Below are 16,658 nucleotides of genomic sequence, written 5' to 3'. Positions count from 1 at the left end.
ACGGAAAGGAACTAGTGCGTCCTCCACGTCCCCGGATATATGTCGCGAACATTCGTCGTCGGTCTCGACGGGGCGAGCTGGCGGCTGCTCGACCCGTGGATCGAAGACGGGACGTTGCCCAACCTGGCGGCGCTGCGTGCGGATTCGGCGTGGGCACAGACTCGGAGCTGTCTTCCGCCCGTTACGTTCCCCAACTGGAAGTGTTACTCCTCGGGGAAAGACCCCGGCGGGTTCGGCGTCTTCTGGTTCGAGTATATCGACCTCGAAAACGAGCGAATCGACGTGATGAGTGGCAGCGACTTCGATACCGCGGAGCTGTGGGATTATCTCAACGACGCGGGGCAGTCCGCGGGCGTGGTGAATATGCCGACGATGTACCCGCCCCGCGACATCGACGGCGTCGTCGTCGCCGGCGGCCCCGACGCCGTCGAGGGCGAGTACCGATCGATCAGCTCCGGTTACGCCACTCCGCCGGAACTCGAAGCCGAACTCGAAGACCGGTTCGACTACCGGGTCCACCCCGACCCACTTCTGTCCTCCAACGACGAGCGCGGGGCCGAAGTCGACGCCATCCTCGACTTGCTGGATACCCGCTTCGAGGTGGCGCTGACGTTGTTCGAGGAGCGCGACCTGGAGTACATGCACGTCACACTCTTCTATCTGAACGTGCTCCAGCACTTCTTCTGGAACGATGCGCCGACCCGGCGGGCGTGGGAGCTGATCGATGAGTGGATCGGACGGCTGTCCGACCTTGAGGATACCAACCTGGTGTTGATGTCCGACCACGGCTGTGCGCCGACGACCACCGAGTTCTACGTCAACGAGTGGCTGGCCGAGAATGGCTACCAGACCCGGACTCGGACAGTGGAAGACGCGCTCCAGCGTGTCGGGCTCGACCGGGCAACGCTGTTATCGGTCGCAAAGCGACTGGGGATCGTCGACCTGCTTGCGACGGCCGTCCCCGAGCGCCTCCAGCAACTCGTCCCCGACCAGCAAGGGATCAAGCGCGGACGGAAGCTGGAGGCGGTCGATCTCGCGGAGACGAAGGCGATGGCCAGCGGGCAGGGACCGATTTATATCAATCCCATCTTCGACGTCGAGACCGTCCGCGAGGAGTTGATGGCCGACCTCCGGGACGTCGCGGACGGCGAGGGGCCGCTGTTTACTGACGTCTACAAGGGCGAGGAGATATACGAGGGGCCATACGTGGAGAAAGCTCCCGAAATCGTCGTCGACCAGCGGCCGGGCGTCCACGTCAACGACGGCATGGGTGGAGGCGAGATCATGACCGATCCGGACCGCTGGGAGGCCGAGAACACACCCCACGGCATCTTCGTCGCGTCGGGGCCGGACTTCAGCCACCGGGGTCAGCTTGACGAAATGAGCATCTGTGACATGGCGCCGACGCTGCTGGTGGCACAGGGCTGTGACGTGCCGACCGACATGCGCGGAGAGGTGTTGCCGGTGTTTGACGACGACCGGCCGGTGGGGGCGCGCGAGCCTCTCGCTCTCGACGACAGTGCCAGTGCGAGTGATGCCGAGGCAGTCACCGAGCGTCTCCAGCAACTCGGCTACATGGAGTAAAACGCAGCCGACACGTGGTCGGTGCCGGTCGACGATGGTAACGTCGACGTCTCAGGGGCACTCTCCCTCACGCTGTTCACGGAAAACGAGAAACTCGAAGACCAGGCCCTGTACCATCCAGACGTCTCGAAAGTCTCTGCAAATGGTACGACTCCTACCAATCTCGATCCGACAGAACCTCACAAAGGCTATATTACAGATAAACTCTTATCGAACTAAGACCCCCTCGCGCTCGAGGACCTCCTGAATGTTTTCGACGAGTGTGGGGACACCACTTGCCCGGTTGCTCGTCGGACGAAAGCAAACGCATTGCAACAGCAGAACGCTAAACGCCGGAATTAGGGGATGTAATCCGAGTATTCGGGAGGTAAACCTACTATGGGCGCTGCAGGATTTGAACCCGCGGCATCTTGGTCCGAAGCCAAGTGCTCTGTCCAAGCTGAGCTAAGCGCCCGCAACACCGAGTTGCTGGTGTCGAGATAAAAACTCCCCGGTTCTCGCCTGCGGATTCTTGGTCGGACGATAAGCCATATATATCACGGACAGCAAGCCCCATCTAGGCGAAAGCGACTGCCTGGCAGGCGTCTGAGGCGATCTTCGTATGTACGAGTTGGGAACGGAATTAGACGGTGTGTCGGTCGACCCCGGGACAAACATCCTCGTCTCGGGACCGCCACTGACTGGTAAGCGCCGGCTCGCGATGGATATTCTCGCCCACGGTGTGACAGACGGTGACGGGGCAGTTATCGTGACGACGCGGGACAGTTCAGACCGCGTTATTTCCGATTTCCAGTCACACATCGACGACCCCAGTGACGCAGACCTCGGCGTCGTCGACTGTGTCACAAAACATCAGGGACGGTCCGCGTCCGACACCGACCTGGTCAAGTACGCGTCGTCACCGGTCGATATGACAGGCATCGGTATCAAATTCTCCGAGTTCGTCGAGGAGTTTTACACCAAACGTGACGTTCGCAAGAATCGCGTTCTGCTCGATTCTCTCTCGGCGCTGTTGATGTACTCCGACGTCCAGACCGTCTTCCGGTTTATGCACGTCCTCACGAGTCGCATCGAGGATGCTGACGCGCTGGGTGTCCACATCATCGAGTCGACCGCACACGACGACGAGGCGATGAACACGATGAAGCAACTGTTCGACGGCATCATCGAGGTCGACGAGCAGCGAGACCTGACCGTTCAGCTACCGGGGACCGGCGCGACGCCCTGACGCCATATCTTTTTCATCGTGCCTGTCGTTGTAGGCGTATGCCACTCGAGACCGACGACGAACTCCGTGAGATACTCGCGCTCGACACCATCGCTGTCGTCGGGTGTTCGACGACGCCGGGAAAGGCCGCCCACGACATCCCGCAGTATCTCCTCGACCACGGGTACGACGTGATTCCAGTCAATCCCTTCGCAGACGAGATTCTCGGCCGTGAGGCCTACGACTCGCTGGCGGATGTCCCGGATGACATCGATATTGTCGACGTGTTCCGTCCAAGCGAGGAGGCGCCGGACATCGTCGATGCTGTTCTCGAACGGGACGATGCGGGTGTCGTCTGGTTCCAGCTGGGTATCCGCAACGATGAGGCTGCCGCCCGCGCAGAAGACGCTGGCAAGCGCGTCGTCCAGGACAAGTGCATCAAGGTCGAACACCAGCGACTGGTCTGACCGGCGGGTCATCTACTGATCGTCCGAGTCGTCGGTGACGGGGACGTCCGTGCCCGCAGTGTCATCCGCTGTCTCATCGGCGTCCGCTGTGTCCGGTGCTTGTGGCAGGTCCGCGTCCTCGAGAATCGCTTCGACGTCGATGTCTCGGTCGGCCGCGAGCGCCTCGACGAGCGCGCGCTGTTCGGCGAGGTCACGTTCGAGGCGGTCGACCTGCTCGCTCGTGTCTTCGACCTCTTGCTGGAGCGATTTGAGCTCGCCGATAATCTCGTTCATCTTCGCGTAGAGCTTCTCGGCCGAGTCCATCACCGTCTGGAGTTTCTTTGCGGTTCCGCCAAGTCCCATGCTCCAGGGTAACGGAGGCGGATACGTGGGTGTTGTGGTCGGCAGTGTGACCCGACCCCGCGTCATTTAACACCGTCCCGGACGGAAATCCGGGTATGGATGACGTGCGTTCCGCGCCGCTGGTCGGTATCGTCGGATGTGTCGGTGTCCTCCTCACGTTGCTCTATCCGTACGTGGCCGCCGAGGGGGCAGTGAGCCTCTACTACGGGTCCGGAGTGGTCACTCCACTGGTCGGCGGCCTGCTCGCGCTGGTGACCATAATCATCCTCGCGGCTGGTCGCGAAAACCGGGCAGACCCCGAACTGGCCGCTGGTGCCGGACTGGTCTTTGGTCTGTTCGTTTTCGTCCTGTCGCTGGCGTGGGCGGCGACGATGCGCGTCGACGCACTCACCATCTGGGAGTATCACCGGTGGACGGTGCCGGCAGCCGGCGCGCTCGTTCCGCTCGGGTCGCTGTGGTACGTCCGGGCGCTGCGCATCTTTTAGGTTCGGTCGCCGCCTCCCGGTTCCGAAAGGCCCTTATGGGGAACCACGCTACCGTAGAGTGGACTAGGTCGGGCGGTTAGGCCCCGCTCCACCCGCTCCCACTATGGTCTTGAGGGAGGACCGAACCTCGGGGACGTCCGGTCAGACGGACGTGGGCCCCGCAAGCCAACAGAGAAGCCTCGTCCTTCGGGGACGGCGGTCCGCGTGGAACCACCTGCAGGGGAGGACCCGCGCGGTTAACCGAGGGCACCGCGTCAGGCGCGGAAGCGAGCAGCGCACCCTCGGACAGCTGTCGCTCGCAGGGTCGCGGGGTGGAGGAGGCACGCGGGACTACCCACGCCCGAACGCCGGGCCACCCCGACTGTCCACTTCCATTCATACCGGTTTTCGTTCCCGAGCGGTGCGTCCGCGCCGAAAAGTGGGATTCCGCCAGCGAAAAAAGCGTCAGCCCGACAGTTCGCCGAGTCCGTCGGTGTCTTCCAGTTTGAGGCCGCCGCCGATGGTCCGGTTCGGGTAGGGGATGTTGATGTCCTCCTCGTCGAACCGTTCTTTGACCGTCTTGACGTACTCGGCGCGCGTTTTCACGAAGTCCGACCGCGAGGGTTGGGAAATCCAGATGCGCGACTGGAGGCCAACCGAGGAGTCCCCGAGTTCGATGAGACGCACTGTGGGCTCGGGGTCGTCGAGAATATCGGCGTGGTTTTTGGCTTCTTCGATGATGATATCGGTCGCTTTGTCGATGTCGTCGTCGTAGCCGATTCCGAAGACGAACTTCAGACGGAGTTTGTCCTTGGCGACCGGATTTTTGATGACGCCGCCGGTCAGCTGGGAGTTCGGGACCGTCAGCAGTTCGTTGTCGAAGGTCCGCACTCGCGTCACGCGGAGACTGATGTCCTCGACGACGCCGGAGTTGCCGTCCCACTCTATCCAGTCACCGATGCGGAACGGCTTGTCGGTGTAGATGAAGATACCAGCGACGAAATTCGACAGCACGTCCTGCATCGCAAAGCCGATTGCCAGTGTCGCCGCCGCACCGACGGTCGCGATGGCGGTGAGGATGTTGCCAAAGCCAGCAAAGGTAAACGCAACCGCGATAGCGACGAAGGTGAAGATGATGCTGGACAACTTCAGGAGTGGCCGCTTTGCGTGTGTGTCGAGGTCACGACGGTTGAGGAACCGACGTACGATGGGCAGGAGGAGTACCTTGCTACCGAGATAGAGTGCGACGAACGCGGCGACAAACGTTACTGCGGACCCGACTGCGTCGGCGGCCGGGATGCCGGCGTCTGCGAGTTGTTCTGCTATCCAGGTGTTTGCCTGGAGTGGCATCATCGCTCTAGCACCGTCGTGTGGCCGCGGGTCTGGACGACTGTCGCATCGACGCTGTCTGCAAGGTCCTCTGCGAGTGTTTCCGTGTCAGTTCCGCCCCGCGCAGCGCGGTGGAATTTGACCTTGACGAATTCGCGGTCGTCGAGCTGGTCGTCGAGCTCGCCGGTCACTGCTTCGGGTCCGTTTTTGCCGACCCAGACTGTTACCTCGAGGTCGTGAATCCGCTGTGCGCGTGTCTCGTCGCTCATGTGGTGCGCAAATTTGTCGTCCGCACTTTTAAAAGTCCGTTCTTGCCACTGACGACTGTCGAAACGAGAGCGGTACCCGACTGCGTCTGGGTGCCAGTGCCCCGTCGTGACCTCCCCAGGTCACGTCTCTACCAGCCCGTGCGGGTCACCCACCACGGTACGGCCGCGGTCGACGCCGCAGCGTGCACGGGCTTGATGTCAGCCTTAGAGATGTGAATATTAAACTTGACGATGGCCAATTATGGCCACGGAAGGCTCGACTGCCGAGCCGCCTCGCAAATCGTGGCGGCCCGTCAGCTGTCGTCGTACGGATGCCGTGTCTGGTGCCCGCAGTCACAGGTCACAACGACGTGCCCGCTCTGGAGGCGGACGCGGGCGTTCTTGCCCGGTCTGAGGTACGTATCACAGCTGTCGCAGGTAAACCGGGTGAACTCGCGGGGGAGTCGGATTCGGTTGCGCTCGGCGAGTCGGCGGGCCCGGCGGACGTACTCCCGTGTCCGCTCCTCGTGGCCCGCTATCGTCGCCTCACGGGCCAGTTCGTGTAACCGCTCGATTCGTTCTTCTGCGACCGTCACGGCCGATTTTCGGCTCCCCGCTCGTGTATAGCTTGCGTTCGCTCGGCACCGTCAGGATTTTGCCACCCCCTGTGTTCTCTCCGTCCGTGCGCGTCCTGCACTACCTCGAACTCGAGGACCGTCTCGACCGGAGCGGCATCGGGACCTCTGTCGACCACCAGCGGCAGGCACTCGATTTGACGAGCGTCGACGTACTCACGTCGCCCTGGCAGGACGACCATCCCGCCTGGGCCGCGCTGAACTACGCCGCAGACCGGCGCTTCTTCCAGGATTTCGACCTCGCTCACTGCAACATGATCGGCCCCGGCAGCGTCGCCGTTGCCCGTCGGGCTGCTCAAAAAGACGTGCCCCTCGTCCTCCACTCACACGTTACCCGGGAGGATTTCGCCGAGAGTTTCCGCGGGTCGAACTACCTCGCGAAGCCACTCGGCACCTACCTGCGGTGGTTCTACTCGCAGGCCGACCTCGTGCTCTGTCCCAGCGAGTACACGAAAGGCGTCCTCGAATCGTACCCCGTCGACGCGCCGATCAAACCGGTCACCAACGGCGTCGACATCGCTGCACTCGAGGGGTTCGAAGCGTTCCGCGAGCAGTATCGCGACCGCTTCGACCTCGACGGCATGACCGTCTTCGCCGTCGGGAACGTCTTCGAGCGCAAGGGCCTGACCACGTTCTGTGAACTCGCCGAAGCGACCGACTACGACTTCGCGTGGTTCGGTCCCTACGACACCGGGCCCCAGGCTTCGGCGACCGTCCGCAAGTGGACCCAGAACCCCCCCGAGAACGTCACGTTCACCGGCTGGGTCGACGACATCCGGGGCGCCTACGGCGCAGGCGACGTCTATCTGTTCCCCACGAAAGCGGAGAATCAGGGTATCGCGGTGCTGGAGGCGATGGCCTGCGGGAAAGCGGTCATCCTGCGGGACCTTCCGGTCTTCCGTGAGTTTTACACTGACGGTGAGGACTGCCTGCTGTGTTCTGACCTCTCGGAGTTTCGCGAGGCCCTAGACCGGTTGGCGGCGAATCCGGGCCTGCGCGATCGACTGGGAGCAAACGCCCGCGAGACGGCACGCGAACACAGCATCGAGCGGGTGGCCGAGGAACTCGCGGCGGTGTACAACGCCGTCCTCGACGGGGAGCCACACCGAGTCACAACTGATTAGAGGTGCGGTGACCGACGTCCAACCGGATGACACTGCCGCGGGTGGCTGCGTTTACCGATACGTACTTGCCGACAGTCAACGGCGTGACATACACTGTCAAAACCTGGCGTGACTGCTGGGAGGGTCGCGGTGGGCGGATGGACATCGTCTATCCGAACAGCGACTACGACGCCGGAGCCGGCGAATTCCCGGTCGGGAGCCTGCCCTTCCCCTTTTATGATGGCTTTCGCGTCGGCCTTCCACAGATTCCCGACGCTATCCAGCGTGTCGACGTGGTCCACTCACACACCCCGTTTGGCATCGGCCTCGGCGGAGTCCGACTCGCACGGAACCTCGACGTACCGCTTGTCACCTCGTATCACACCCCGTCTGCCGAGTACGCGGAGTATCTCTCGGTCAACGGGACCATCGAGAAGGTGATTCGGCGCTCGGCGACGACTTACGAACGGGCGTTCTTGAACCGGTCCGATACTGTCGTCGTCCCGAGTCCGAAGACTGCCCGTCACGTCCGCGAACAGGTCGGCGTCTCGGCGGACATCGAAGTCGTTCCCAACGGCGTCGATACCGATTTCTTCCGGCCACACACCGGCGACTTCAGGGACCGGTTCGACCTGCCAGACGGTCCCATCGTCGGCTACACCGGCCGCCACGGCTACGAGAAACAACTGCACAACATCGTTGCGGCCGTCGACGGCAGCGACCGTGACGTGACGCTCGTGTTCGGTGGCGATGGCCCGGCCCGTGCGGACCTCGAAGCGGCCGCGGTCGACGCCGACGTAGACGCCCGCTTTCTGGGCTTTCTCGACCGCGAGGACCTGCCCGAGTTCTACGCGACACTCGACGTGTTCGCGTTCCCGAGCCCCGTCGAGACACAGGGACTCGTCGCTCTGGAGGCAAACGCCTGTGGCACGCCGGTCGCTGGCGTCGACGCGGGCGCGCTCGCCGACACCATCACCGACGGCGAGAACGGTTACAAGGCGCCAGCAGACGACGTTGCGGGGTTCCGAACGGCCATCGAACGCACGCTCGACGAGCGCGACAGACTGCGCGAGCACTGTCTCGACCGGCGCGAACGAACGAGCGCCGAACACGCCGTCGACCGCCTCGAAAAGGTCTACGACAGCGTTCTCGACGAAAGCTAACGGGTTCTCTTCCGCTGGTCGTTCGCGGTACTACGCCAGCGCACTGCCGGCCCGAATAATCGTCTTCTCGCCGAAGGCAGGTCCGACGAGTTGCAGTCCGACCGGCAGTCCGTCGCTCGTCTCGCCAGCAGGCACCGAGATGGCGGGCAGGTTGGCGAGGTTGACCGGCGTCGTGTTGGCGTCGGCCAGGTACATCTTCAGCGGGTCGTCGAGACTCTCGCCGCGCTCGAACGGTGGGATGGGCATCGTCGGCGAGGCGAGCACGTCAGCCTCCGAGAGTGCCTCGTCGAAGTCCTGCTTGACCCAGGCGCGGGCGTCCTGTGCCTTCTTGTAGTATTTGTCCTGATAGCCCGCAGAGAGCGCGTACGTTCCAAGCAGGATGCGCCGTTTGACCTCCGGGCCGAACCCTTCTTCGCGGGCTTTCGCGAAGGTGTCGTTCCAGTTGCCCTCGTACCCGCCGCTGGTTCCGTAGCGAACGCCGTCGAAGCGCGCGAGATTCGAGGAGGCCTCGCTCATCGCGATGACGTAGTAGGCCTCGACAGCGTGTTCGACACTCGGCAACTCGACTTCGTGGTAGCTCGCGCCCTGGGCTTCGAGTTCGTCGATGGCGTCCCAGAATGTCTCGACCACTTCGTCGTCAGCCCCCTCGACCAGTTCCGTGGGGACGCCGATAGAGAGACCCTCGACGTCGCCATCGGCAGCGCCCGCGAAGTCGTAGTCGGTCCCGTTGTCTGTGGCATCTCTGGTCGTCGCGTCGTTCTCGTCCGGGCCGGCGATGACCTCCAGCAGTTGCGCGGCCTCCTCGACGGTCGGCGCGAGTGGCCCAATCTGCTCAAGCGAGTTCGCGTAGGCAATCAGGCCGTACCGGGAGACAAGGCCGTAGGTGGGTTTGATGCCGACGACGCCACAGAAAGCGGCGGGACAGCGGACCGACCCACCGGTGTCGGTGCCAAGTGCCATATCGGCGTCACCGGCGGCGACGACGGCGGCAGAGCCACCGGAGGATCCGCCGGGGACGTGGCCCTCGGCGGCGGGGTTCTCGGTCGCACCGAACGCCGAGGTCTCGGTCGTCGTTCCCATCCCGAACTCGTCCATGTTCGTCTTGCCGGGGATGGTCGCGCCCGACTCCTTGAGACGCTGGACAACGGTGGCGTCGTACGGTGGGACGTAGTCGTCGAGCATCGCCGACCCGCAGGTGGTCCGCACGCCCTCCGTAGAGATGTTGTCCTTGACAGCGACGGTCTTCCCGGCGAGTGGGCCGTCGTCGCTGCCGTCGATTTCCGTTTCGGTGACGTAGCCGTTGTAGTTCGTGCTCATGATACCTTCGGTCCCTTGAAGTAGCCGTCTTCGGTTTCCTCGGCGTTCTGGAGTGCCTCGTCCTGGCTGAGGCTCTCTCTGGTTTCGTCGGGGCGCATGACGTTGGTCAACTCCGGTTCGCGCTCGACTTCCGGGACCTCGTCGAGCGTCTCGAAGTACGTCAGGATGTCCGCGAACTGCTCGGCGAACTCCTCGCGTTCTGCTTCGGTCAGGTCGACCCGTGCGAGGTCGGCGACGTGACCGACTTCCTCGGAGTCGACGGCGGGGTCGCTCATGAAAGTGGGATAGATTGGCCGGTCGGTAAGGGTTTCGATACCCGTAAACTGACGAAAAACGTGCCCTCGCGGGCTTAACAGGCAAAGAATTTAAGTTGCTCGGTACCCAACAAAAGTTTGTAACAAGGCGTTCTTCGGGTACGATCCCGTAACTCAGTTCAAAATGACCGATACCACCACGAGACGCTACACGCGCGAGCGCGAACGAGACGAGGAGGAAGACGAACAGACAGCCGACGAGGAGCTGGTCTGTCCAGAGTGTGGGGGCAAACTTGCGTCGGACAGCGAACACGGCGAGACGGTCTGTAAGGAGTGTGGCCTGGTCGTCGAGGAAGACGAAATCGACCCTGGCCCGGAGTGGCGCGCGTTCGACTCCAAGGAGAAAGACGAGAAGAGCCGTGTCGGTGCACCGACGACGAACATGATGCACGACAAGGGCCTCTCGACGAACATCGGCTGGCAGGACAAAGACGCGTACGGTAACGCCCTCTCCAGCCGGCAACGCGAGAAGATGCAGCGGCTCCGGACCTGGAACGAGCGGTTCCGGACCCGCGACTCCAAAGAGCGCAACCTCAAGCAGGCGCTGGGAGAAATCGACCGGATGGCCTCCGCGCTCGGCCTCCCCGAGAACGTCCGCGAAACGGCGAGTGTCATCTACCGCCGTGCGCTCGACGAGGACCTCCTCCCTGGCCGCTCTATCGAAGGCGTCGCAACGTCGTCGCTGTACGCCGCCGCCCGCCAGGCCGGGACGCCCCGCTCGCTGGACGAAATCGCGACAGTTTCCCGCGTCGAGAAAGACGAAATCGCCCGCACGTACCGCTACGTCGTCCGCGAACTGAATCTCGAAATCCAGCCGGCAGACCCCGAGAGCTACGTCCCCCGCTTTGCCTCGGACCTGGACCTCGCCGAGGAAGTCGAGCGCCGCGCCCGACAACTCCTCCAGAATGCAAAGCAAAAAGGCGTCCACTCCGGCAAGTCCCCGGTCGGACTCGCCGCCGCGGCCGTCTACGCGGCCTCACTCCTGACCAACGACAAGGTCACCCAGAGCGAGGTCTCTGAGGTCGCCAACATCTCGGAAGTCACCATCCGGAACCGCTACCACGAACTCCTCGAAGCCGAAGACAGCGTTCCCGGACTCTAACTGACGGTCGTTTTACCGAACTAGCCAGTCTCCTGGCTGGATGTCATATTCCGCTAGAGTGGCACCGCTTCGGAAGCCAGATGACCGACAACTTCGAATCGGCGCTGTGTCCCGTCTCACCCGAACAGACCACTGATTTCACACTATCGGCCAATAAAATTAAATAGTTCAAATAGCATAGCTGGTAACCAGCATGATTCGTTCAAACCTTCTCAGGGATTCTGTCGACGATATTTTACGTGAGTGTCTCTCGGCGGCTGGTGACGACATCGTGGTGGTAAATCCATCACCTGCGTCGATTCGCAGTCTCGTTACCGTCGGCGGCGAACTCTCCGACCCCACGCCCGTCAGGCTGTTCGCTGCGCGGGACCCGCTCAAAGATTTGATGGAGGATTTCCTGGTCGCGAGTGCGATTGCCGACCTCGTCGAAGAGGGACTGTTGCGCGTCAGGACACTCCAGGAGGTCCCCAACAGTGCGCTGGTCCTCTCGGAGGAGTCGGTGGTCTCGCTGGTCGAGAGCAGCGACCAGGCCGCCGGGCTGGTGACCACCGACGACTCGTTTGTCGAGGCGACCTACGCCGACTACGACGGGCGCTGGGCCGACGCACCCGAGTTTTCGCTCCGGACGCCACCGCGCTCGCGGGTCATGGAGACGCTCGAGGCCGAACTCGGCGCGACGACCGCCGCGGACTTCGCGGCTGTGCTCGACTCACTCGAGAGCGCTCGCGGTGGCGGGGACGGACTCGACGAAGTGACCATCAGCCTCCTCGTGGCCGCAAAGAACGGCGAACTGCTCTACGACATCAGCAAGTGGGGTGAAGATGTCGGCGTCGCCAGCAAGGCAACCTTCTCCCGGACGAAAACCCGCCTCGAGGACAGCGGCCTGCTCGACACCGAGAAGGTCCCTATCGACGTGGGCCGTCCCCGACTCCGTCTCCTGTTGGGTTCACAGCGACTCGAAGACGCCGACGCGGATGACCTGGCTGGAATTGCCCAGGAGATGCTGGCCTGACCGGCCACGTAGAGGCCAGTATTTTTGGCCCCACCCGTCGTGTGGTCGGCTATGTCTGTAGGTATCGTCGGATCCGGTCCCGCTGTCGCCGCCGTCGAGGCGGCGCTGGAGGATGTGGATGTCGACACCGCGACAATCGACGTCGGCGAACTCCCCGAGTACGACCTGACGGTTGTCGTCGGGCAGGCCGGTGAGACGCTCTTCGAACGCGCAAACCAGCACGCACTCGACGCCGCTGCCAACTGGATTGCCGTCGAACTCGGGGGTGTTGGCGGATTCCCGATTGTCGACGCCGCCGTCGCGGGCTTCGGTCCAGAGACGGCCTGTTACGAGTGTCTGAGCGGCCGTGTGAGCGCGAACCTGAACCCTCAGGCCGAACCCGCAGCGGCCCCACCGGCACACACCGCACGCTTTGCCGGGGCCGTCGGCGGTCGGGAGGCCGCCCGATACCTGGCCGACGACGGTGCCACCTTCGGCGAAGTCGTCGAGATTCCCCACGCTCGCCGCGAGTTTCTCCCACTGCCTAACTGCGCGTGTGACACCGGTCGCAGCCGGAGCCTCGACCGCGGCGAGGTAGACCGGCCCCTCGAAGACGCGCTCGGCCGCGCAGAGCGAGCTGTCGACGACCAGCTCGGTATCGTCCAGGAAGTCGGCGAGGCCGAGTCGTTCCCCGTCCCGTACTATCTGGCCCACAGCTGTGACACCGCCGGATTCAGCGCCGTCAGCGCGGCTCGCGATGCCGCTGGCGTCGACGCCGGCTGGGACGCCGCGTTCATGAAGGCACTCGGGGAGGGACTCGAACGCTACTGTGCGGGCGTCTACCAGTTCGACGAGTTCAAATCGGCTCCGCCAAACGGGATTCAGGGAGCCGTCCCGCCCGCTCAGTTCGTCTGCCAGACCGACCCCGACCCGACCGTCGAGATCTCGTGGGTCGTCGGCGAGGACCTCGCGACCGGCGAGTCGGTCCCGTTGCCGGCGGAGTTCGTCCACTACCCGCCGCCGTCGAAGCGGTATCGACCGCCAGTCACGACGGGGCTGGGGCTTGGCAACTCCGGGACTGAAGCCCTGCTGGCGGGGTTGTACGAGGTCGTCGAACGCGACGCGACGATGCTGTCGTGGTACTCGACGTTCGACCCGCTGGCGCTCGATATCGACGACGACGGCTACGAGACACTCCAGCGGCGTGCCGATTCGGAGGGTCTCGACGTCTCCACGCTGCTCGTGACCCAGGACGTGGACGTGCCGGTCGTCGTGGCGGCAGTTCACCGCGGGGAGTGGCCCAGTTTTGCCGCAGGGTCGGGTGCGGACCTCGATGTCACTGCGGCCGCGCGGTCGGCGCTGGCCGAAGCACTCCAGAACTGGATGGAACTGCGTGGGATGGGGCCCGAGGATGCCGCCGGCGCGTCCGGCGAAATCGGCCGCTACGCCGACTTTCCGACCGAAGTCGAGGAGTACGTCGACGCAGACGACGAAGTGCCAGCCGCCAGTGTCGGGCCGGAGGACGTGCCCGACGGCGCGGATGAACTCGATGCGGTGGTCGAGCGACTCACGTCGGCCGACCTCGATGCCTACGGCGTCCGGACGACGACCCGCGATGTCGCTCATCTTGGCTTCGAAGCCGTTCGCGTGCTCGTCCCGCAGGCCCAGCCGCTCTTTTTCGGTGAGAGTTACTTCGGCGAGCGCGCAGAATCCGTGCCGGAGGACATGGGCTTTGCGCCTCGGCTGGACCGCGACCACCATCCGTTCCCCTGACGCTCGGCGCCAACAGGCTGTGTCTGGAGGGTGGCTGCTTCGGGCCGTTCCGGAAATCGCTTCGTCTAGATACCGAGGGTCACGCGAATCATGTCGCGGGTTCCTGGTCCGAGGCCGACTGCCAGAATCGCCATCAGCAACAGCACCGCGTAGCGCGGGCTCTCGTCGAAGAACTGCTCGTCGAACACCGAGAGGATGAACACGGCGACGATGAGCTTCACGACGAGGAACGTCCAGGAATCGCCAACGATGTCGGTCAGCCACGCTGGCTGGACGGCGTTTGTCACGTCGATGATTATCCTGTTGACGACGTGTTTCGCGGAGTACCCCTCACCGGGGATGCCGAAGGCACCCGTCCAGTCCGAGGCGATGACGTTGGCGACGCCGTCGATGGCGTGGCCCCAGACGACGACCAGTCCCATCGTTCCGGTGCCGGCGTTGACCTCGGGAGCGTACCGGTCGAGGCCGTAGTACGCGCCGACCGCGAGCAGCGTCGCCAGGCCGACGGTCGTCACCGTCACCAGCGGGTACCATCCGACGTAATCTCTGGTGACCGAGAGCATCGTGAGATAGCCCGCCGTAAGCAGGAAGATGCCAGCCCCCATCGCTCCGAGCGGATACGAGTAGGTCTCGGTGTGGTCGTTCCACTGGAGCCACTTCGCGAGGAGGAACGCGACAAGCGTGACGAAAAACACGGTGAAGTAGATGAAGGGGCTGATGAGCGCGCCAGAGGCCGGGAAGCCGACTGCGGGGTCGGCACCCGCACGCTGGGCGGCGACAAACGAGTCCTCGACGACGCGGAGCGCACCGCCAAAGAGCATGAAGGGGACAAGCGAGAGGAAAAAATCCGGGTACGGCCGGAGGTCGAACCGCTGGAGGAGCAGATAGACACCCCAGAGCATGAACACGAGCACGACCATGTATCCGATAGTCGAGACGGTCGTATAGCCCGGTTCGGCGACGTAGGCGTTCTCGACGACCCCACAGCCAGCGGCCGGGTTGAACACGACGTCGCCGCTGTCACGCAGGTACGCAACACATCTGGCCCCGTCGGCGTCGGCGGCGACGGGTCCCCAGAAGTACCGCCAGATGAAGCCGTAGTACACCCGCTCAGTGAAGACCAGGGCACTCCCCGCGAGTGCGACCACCCCCGCCACGAACGTCCCGAGCCACGCCTGCTCGGGGCTGATACCGTACTCGTCCAGTCCGTTCATACAGCCAACGGCGGGGGCCGCGGTGGTTAAAATTCCGGTCGCGTGTGCCGCCCGTTCATGCCCGGATAACTCCGGTCAGTCTGCGGCTTCGATGGTCGTCCCCTCCTGGACTGCTTCCAGGACGACGTCGTGGGCCTGTCCGTTCGAAACGACCAGCCCCTCGCTGTCGTAGTGCCAGCGCTCGCCGTGAATATCAGTCGCCGTCCCGCCAGCCCGCCGGATGAGGTAGACGCCGGCGACGGCGTCCCACGGGTGGGGTCGTTCAGGCATGAACGCGGCGTCGAGACTCCCGCTGGCGACCAGCGAGAGCACGCCCTGCATACAGCCCAGTCGCCGGAGGTCACCGAACCGGTCGGCGGCAGCCCGGAACAGCGAGGCGTACGCGTCCCCGCCTTTCGTCGGCCACCAGCCGATCAGTCCGACGGCGAAGGTTTCGGGGTCGGTCCGCTCGCTGACGCTCATCACCGTTCCGTTGCGGGTGACACTCTCGGGTCCGGCCGCGTAGATGTCGCCCTCCGAGGGGAGATAGGTCGCGACGCCGACTGGGTCGCCGTCGACGACTGCAGCGACGCTGGTCCCCCAAAAGCGGATGCCACGGACGTAGTTCGCCGTCCCGTCGATAGGGTCGACAATCCAGGCCCGGCCCGACTCGGGGACTGACTTTCGGAGGTCAACGTCCTCGCCCGGAGGCGTGACGTCCTCTTCGCAGACGAGCGTCTCCGTCGGGAACTCGTTGCGAATCGTCGAGACGACCTGGTGTTGGGCGTCGCGGTCGGCCTCGGTGACCACATCGTTTTTGTTCGTCTTCGTCTCCACGCGCAGGTCCTCGCGGAAGGTCTCGCGTGCGACCACACCGCCGGCCCGGGCTGCACGCTCTGCCAGCGCCGCCCGCCGAGTCGCGTCTGTCATACTACCGGCTGGTGTACGTGGGTAGTTAGCACCGTCGCTTCCGGCAGGACGGCTGGTTTCGGCTGTCAGTGCCTCCGATGGAACCTTCCAGCGTCTCGCTGCCCGGATTCACATTCTGCGTCGGACACCGGTCGAACAAAATCCGCGTCACTGTGGGTTACGGCGAGCGGTACGGCACGCTCAGGCGTTATCGACGGAAAATTGCGAGGGAAGACCGCTCCGTTGCGGACTTCCGCGCACTGTATTGCGAGGGGCCGCAGTGGCCAACAGTGCGAGGGAAGGATTTGAACTACGCAAACGCCAGCGGCGTCCTCTCGTTCAAACCTTCCGCGTGCACCTCACGACCCTCGTTGTTGCTCGGGTCGGAGAGTGCGAGGGAAGGGATTTGAACCCTTGGACCCCTACGGGAGCGGATCTTGAGTCCGCCGCCGTTTCCAGGCTTGGCTACCCTCGCACGCGCTGTGTCGGTGTACTCTCCACTCTGGGCGTCCGATAT

The 16,658-nt window shown here is 63.7% G+C and carries 17 protein-coding genes, 2 tRNA genes and 1 other RNA gene; 10 read left to right on the top strand and 10 right to left on the bottom strand.

The features are described 5' to 3' along the window. Positions 1–39: 39 nt before the first annotated feature. Positions 40–1,584, top strand: a complete 1,545-nt coding sequence (locus tag QYL91_RS14885; RefSeq protein WP_302081275.1) for an alkaline phosphatase family protein — start codon at positions 40–42, stop codon at positions 1,582–1,584. 379 nt (positions 1,585–1,963) lie between these two features. Here the strand turns inward: QYL91_RS14885 and QYL91_RS14880 are convergent. Beyond that, positions 1,964–2,038: transfer RNA gene (locus QYL91_RS14880), tRNA-Arg, on the bottom strand. Positions 2,039–2,185: 147 nt separating this feature from the next. On the opposite strand from QYL91_RS14880, the gene QYL91_RS14875 reads away from it, so the two are divergent. Both QYL91_RS14875 and QYL91_RS14870 read left to right on the top strand, forming a co-directional pair. Then, positions 2,186–2,812 (top strand): RAD55 family ATPase, encoded by a 627-nt coding sequence (locus tag QYL91_RS14875; protein ID WP_302081274.1) that lies wholly within the window; start codon positions 2,186–2,188, stop codon positions 2,810–2,812. 38 nt (positions 2,813–2,850) lie between these two features. Beyond that, positions 2,851–3,258: a CoA-binding protein gene (locus tag QYL91_RS14870; RefSeq protein WP_302081273.1), complete on the top strand. Its 408-nt coding sequence runs from the start codon at positions 2,851–2,853 to the stop codon at positions 3,256–3,258. Positions 3,259–3,270: 12 nt separating this feature from the next. Here QYL91_RS14870 and QYL91_RS14865 read toward each other — a convergent pair whose 3' ends face one another. Continuing rightward, entirely contained in the window at positions 3,271–3,600 is a 330-nt protein-coding gene (locus QYL91_RS14865) for a DUF5798 family protein (protein ID WP_302081272.1), read from the bottom strand. A gap of 95 nt (positions 3,601–3,695) precedes the next feature. On the opposite strand from QYL91_RS14865, the gene QYL91_RS14860 reads away from it, so the two are divergent. Continuing rightward, complete coding sequence (locus QYL91_RS14860; protein WP_302081271.1) at positions 3,696–4,085, top strand: DUF7548 family protein; 390 nt, start codon at positions 3,696–3,698, stop codon at positions 4,083–4,085. A 56-nt stretch (positions 4,086–4,141) separates the two neighbouring features. Next, positions 4,142–4,456: signal recognition particle sRNA (gene ffs, locus QYL91_RS14855), an RNA gene on the top strand. A 73-nt stretch (positions 4,457–4,529) separates the two neighbouring features. Here ffs and QYL91_RS14850 read toward each other — a convergent pair. From QYL91_RS14850 to QYL91_RS14840, 3 genes are all read right to left on the bottom strand, one after another. Next, complete coding sequence (locus QYL91_RS14850) at positions 4,530–5,417, bottom strand: mechanosensitive ion channel family protein (RefSeq protein ID WP_417750569.1); 888 nt, start codon at positions 5,415–5,417, stop codon at positions 4,530–4,532. Further along, complete coding sequence (locus QYL91_RS14845) at positions 5,414–5,662, bottom strand: YhbY family RNA-binding protein (protein ID WP_302081270.1); 249 nt, start codon at positions 5,660–5,662, stop codon at positions 5,414–5,416. The genes QYL91_RS14850 and QYL91_RS14845 overlap by 4 nt, the downstream gene beginning before the upstream one ends. A 293-nt stretch (positions 5,663–5,955) precedes the next feature. Beyond that, positions 5,956–6,237 (bottom strand): ribonuclease P protein component 4, encoded by a 282-nt coding sequence (locus QYL91_RS14840; RefSeq protein ID WP_302081269.1) that lies wholly within the window; start codon positions 6,235–6,237, stop codon positions 5,956–5,958. 86 nt (positions 6,238–6,323) lie between these two features. Between QYL91_RS14840 and QYL91_RS14835 the strand changes: the two genes are divergently transcribed. Further along, positions 6,324–7,400, top strand: coding sequence for a glycosyltransferase family 4 protein (locus QYL91_RS14835; RefSeq protein ID WP_302081268.1), 1,077 nt, complete (start codon positions 6,324–6,326; stop codon positions 7,398–7,400). A 26-nt stretch (positions 7,401–7,426) separates the two neighbouring features. Further along, positions 7,427–8,542, top strand: coding sequence for a glycosyltransferase (locus QYL91_RS14830; RefSeq protein WP_302081267.1), 1,116 nt, complete (start codon positions 7,427–7,429; stop codon positions 8,540–8,542). A gap of 30 nt (positions 8,543–8,572) precedes the next feature. On the opposite strand, the gene gatA is transcribed toward QYL91_RS14830, so the two are convergent. Together gatA and gatC are read right to left on the bottom strand one after the other, a co-directional pair. Next, positions 8,573–9,859 (bottom strand): Asp-tRNA(Asn)/Glu-tRNA(Gln) amidotransferase subunit GatA, encoded by a 1,287-nt coding sequence (gene gatA, locus QYL91_RS14825; protein ID WP_302081266.1) that lies wholly within the window; start codon positions 9,857–9,859, stop codon positions 8,573–8,575. After that, positions 9,856–10,134: an Asp-tRNA(Asn)/Glu-tRNA(Gln) amidotransferase subunit GatC gene (gatC, locus tag QYL91_RS14820; protein WP_302081265.1), complete on the bottom strand. Its 279-nt coding sequence runs from the start codon at positions 10,132–10,134 to the stop codon at positions 9,856–9,858. Before gatC ends, gatA begins: the two co-directional genes overlap by 4 nt. A gap of 163 nt (positions 10,135–10,297) precedes the next feature. Between gatC and QYL91_RS14815 the strand changes: the two genes are divergently transcribed. From QYL91_RS14815 to QYL91_RS14805, 3 genes are all read left to right on the top strand, one after another. Further along, entirely contained in the window at positions 10,298–11,275 is a 978-nt protein-coding gene (locus tag QYL91_RS14815; protein ID WP_302081264.1) for a transcription initiation factor IIB, read from the top strand. A gap of 196 nt (positions 11,276–11,471) precedes the next feature. Continuing rightward, positions 11,472–12,287 (top strand): transcriptional regulator TbsP, encoded by an 816-nt coding sequence (gene tbsP, locus QYL91_RS14810; RefSeq protein ID WP_369685633.1) that lies wholly within the window; start codon positions 11,472–11,474, stop codon positions 12,285–12,287. Positions 12,288–12,338: 51 nt separating this feature from the next. Next, the gene (locus QYL91_RS14805; protein ID WP_302081262.1) at positions 12,339–14,039 is read left to right on the top strand and encodes a YcaO-like family protein; all 1,701 of its coding nucleotides are present in this window, start codon (positions 12,339–12,341) and stop codon (positions 14,037–14,039) included. Between the two features lie 65 nt (positions 14,040–14,104). Here QYL91_RS14805 and QYL91_RS14800 read toward each other — a convergent pair whose 3' ends face one another. The 3 genes from QYL91_RS14800 to QYL91_RS14790 all read right to left on the bottom strand — a co-directional run bounded on the left by QYL91_RS14800 (position 14,105) and on the right by QYL91_RS14790 (position 16,616). Next, on the bottom strand, positions 14,105–15,253 hold the full coding sequence (locus QYL91_RS14800; RefSeq protein ID WP_302081261.1) for a DUF63 family protein: 1,149 nt from the start codon (positions 15,251–15,253) through the stop codon (positions 14,105–14,107). Between the two features lie 75 nt (positions 15,254–15,328). Next, complete coding sequence (locus QYL91_RS14795) at positions 15,329–16,162, bottom strand: inositol monophosphatase family protein (RefSeq protein ID WP_302081260.1); 834 nt, start codon at positions 16,160–16,162, stop codon at positions 15,329–15,331. Between the two features lie 370 nt (positions 16,163–16,532). After that, positions 16,533–16,616, bottom strand: a tRNA-Leu gene (locus QYL91_RS14790). Positions 16,617–16,658 lie beyond the last annotated feature (42 nt).

The organism is Salinibaculum rarum, from assembly GCF_030505615.1.
GTDB classification, from domain to species: Archaea; Halobacteriota; Halobacteria; order Halobacteriales; family Haloarculaceae; genus Salinibaculum; species Salinibaculum rarum.
Note: the sequence above shows the minus strand (reverse complement) of the source record. Positions and strands in the feature narration are given on the sequence as shown.

Coding starts and splice junctions, on each gene's coding strand:
- QYL91_RS14885 (WP_302081275.1), top strand. CDS start 40: ATGTCGCGAACATTCGTCGTCGGTCTCGACGGGGCGAGCTGGCGGCTG.
- QYL91_RS14875 (WP_302081274.1), top strand. CDS start 2,186: ATGTACGAGTTGGGAACGGAATTAGACGGTGTGTCGGTCGACCCCGGG.
- QYL91_RS14870 (WP_302081273.1), top strand. CDS start 2,851: ATGCCACTCGAGACCGACGACGAACTCCGTGAGATACTCGCGCTCGAC.
- QYL91_RS14865 (WP_302081272.1), bottom strand. CDS start 3,600: ATGGGACTTGGCGGAACCGCAAAGAAACTCCAGACGGTGATGGACTCG.
- QYL91_RS14860 (WP_302081271.1), top strand. CDS start 3,696: ATGGATGACGTGCGTTCCGCGCCGCTGGTCGGTATCGTCGGATGTGTC.
- QYL91_RS14850 (WP_417750569.1), bottom strand. CDS start 5,417: ATGATGCCACTCCAGGCAAACACCTGGATAGCAGAACAACTCGCAGAC.
- QYL91_RS14845 (WP_302081270.1), bottom strand. CDS start 5,662: ATGAGCGACGAGACACGCGCACAGCGGATTCACGACCTCGAGGTAACA.
- QYL91_RS14830 (WP_302081267.1), top strand. CDS start 7,427: ATGACACTGCCGCGGGTGGCTGCGTTTACCGATACGTACTTGCCGACA.
- gatA (WP_302081266.1), bottom strand. CDS start 9,859: ATGAGCACGAACTACAACGGCTACGTCACCGAAACGGAAATCGACGGC.
- gatC (WP_302081265.1), bottom strand. CDS start 10,134: ATGAGCGACCCCGCCGTCGACTCCGAGGAAGTCGGTCACGTCGCCGAC.
- QYL91_RS14815 (WP_302081264.1), top strand. CDS start 10,298: ATGACCGATACCACCACGAGACGCTACACGCGCGAGCGCGAACGAGAC.
- QYL91_RS14805 (WP_302081262.1), top strand. CDS start 12,339: ATGTCTGTAGGTATCGTCGGATCCGGTCCCGCTGTCGCCGCCGTCGAG.
- QYL91_RS14800 (WP_302081261.1), bottom strand. CDS start 15,253: ATGAACGGACTGGACGAGTACGGTATCAGCCCCGAGCAGGCGTGGCTC.
- QYL91_RS14795 (WP_302081260.1), bottom strand. CDS start 16,162: ATGACAGACGCGACTCGGCGGGCGGCGCTGGCAGAGCGTGCAGCCCGG.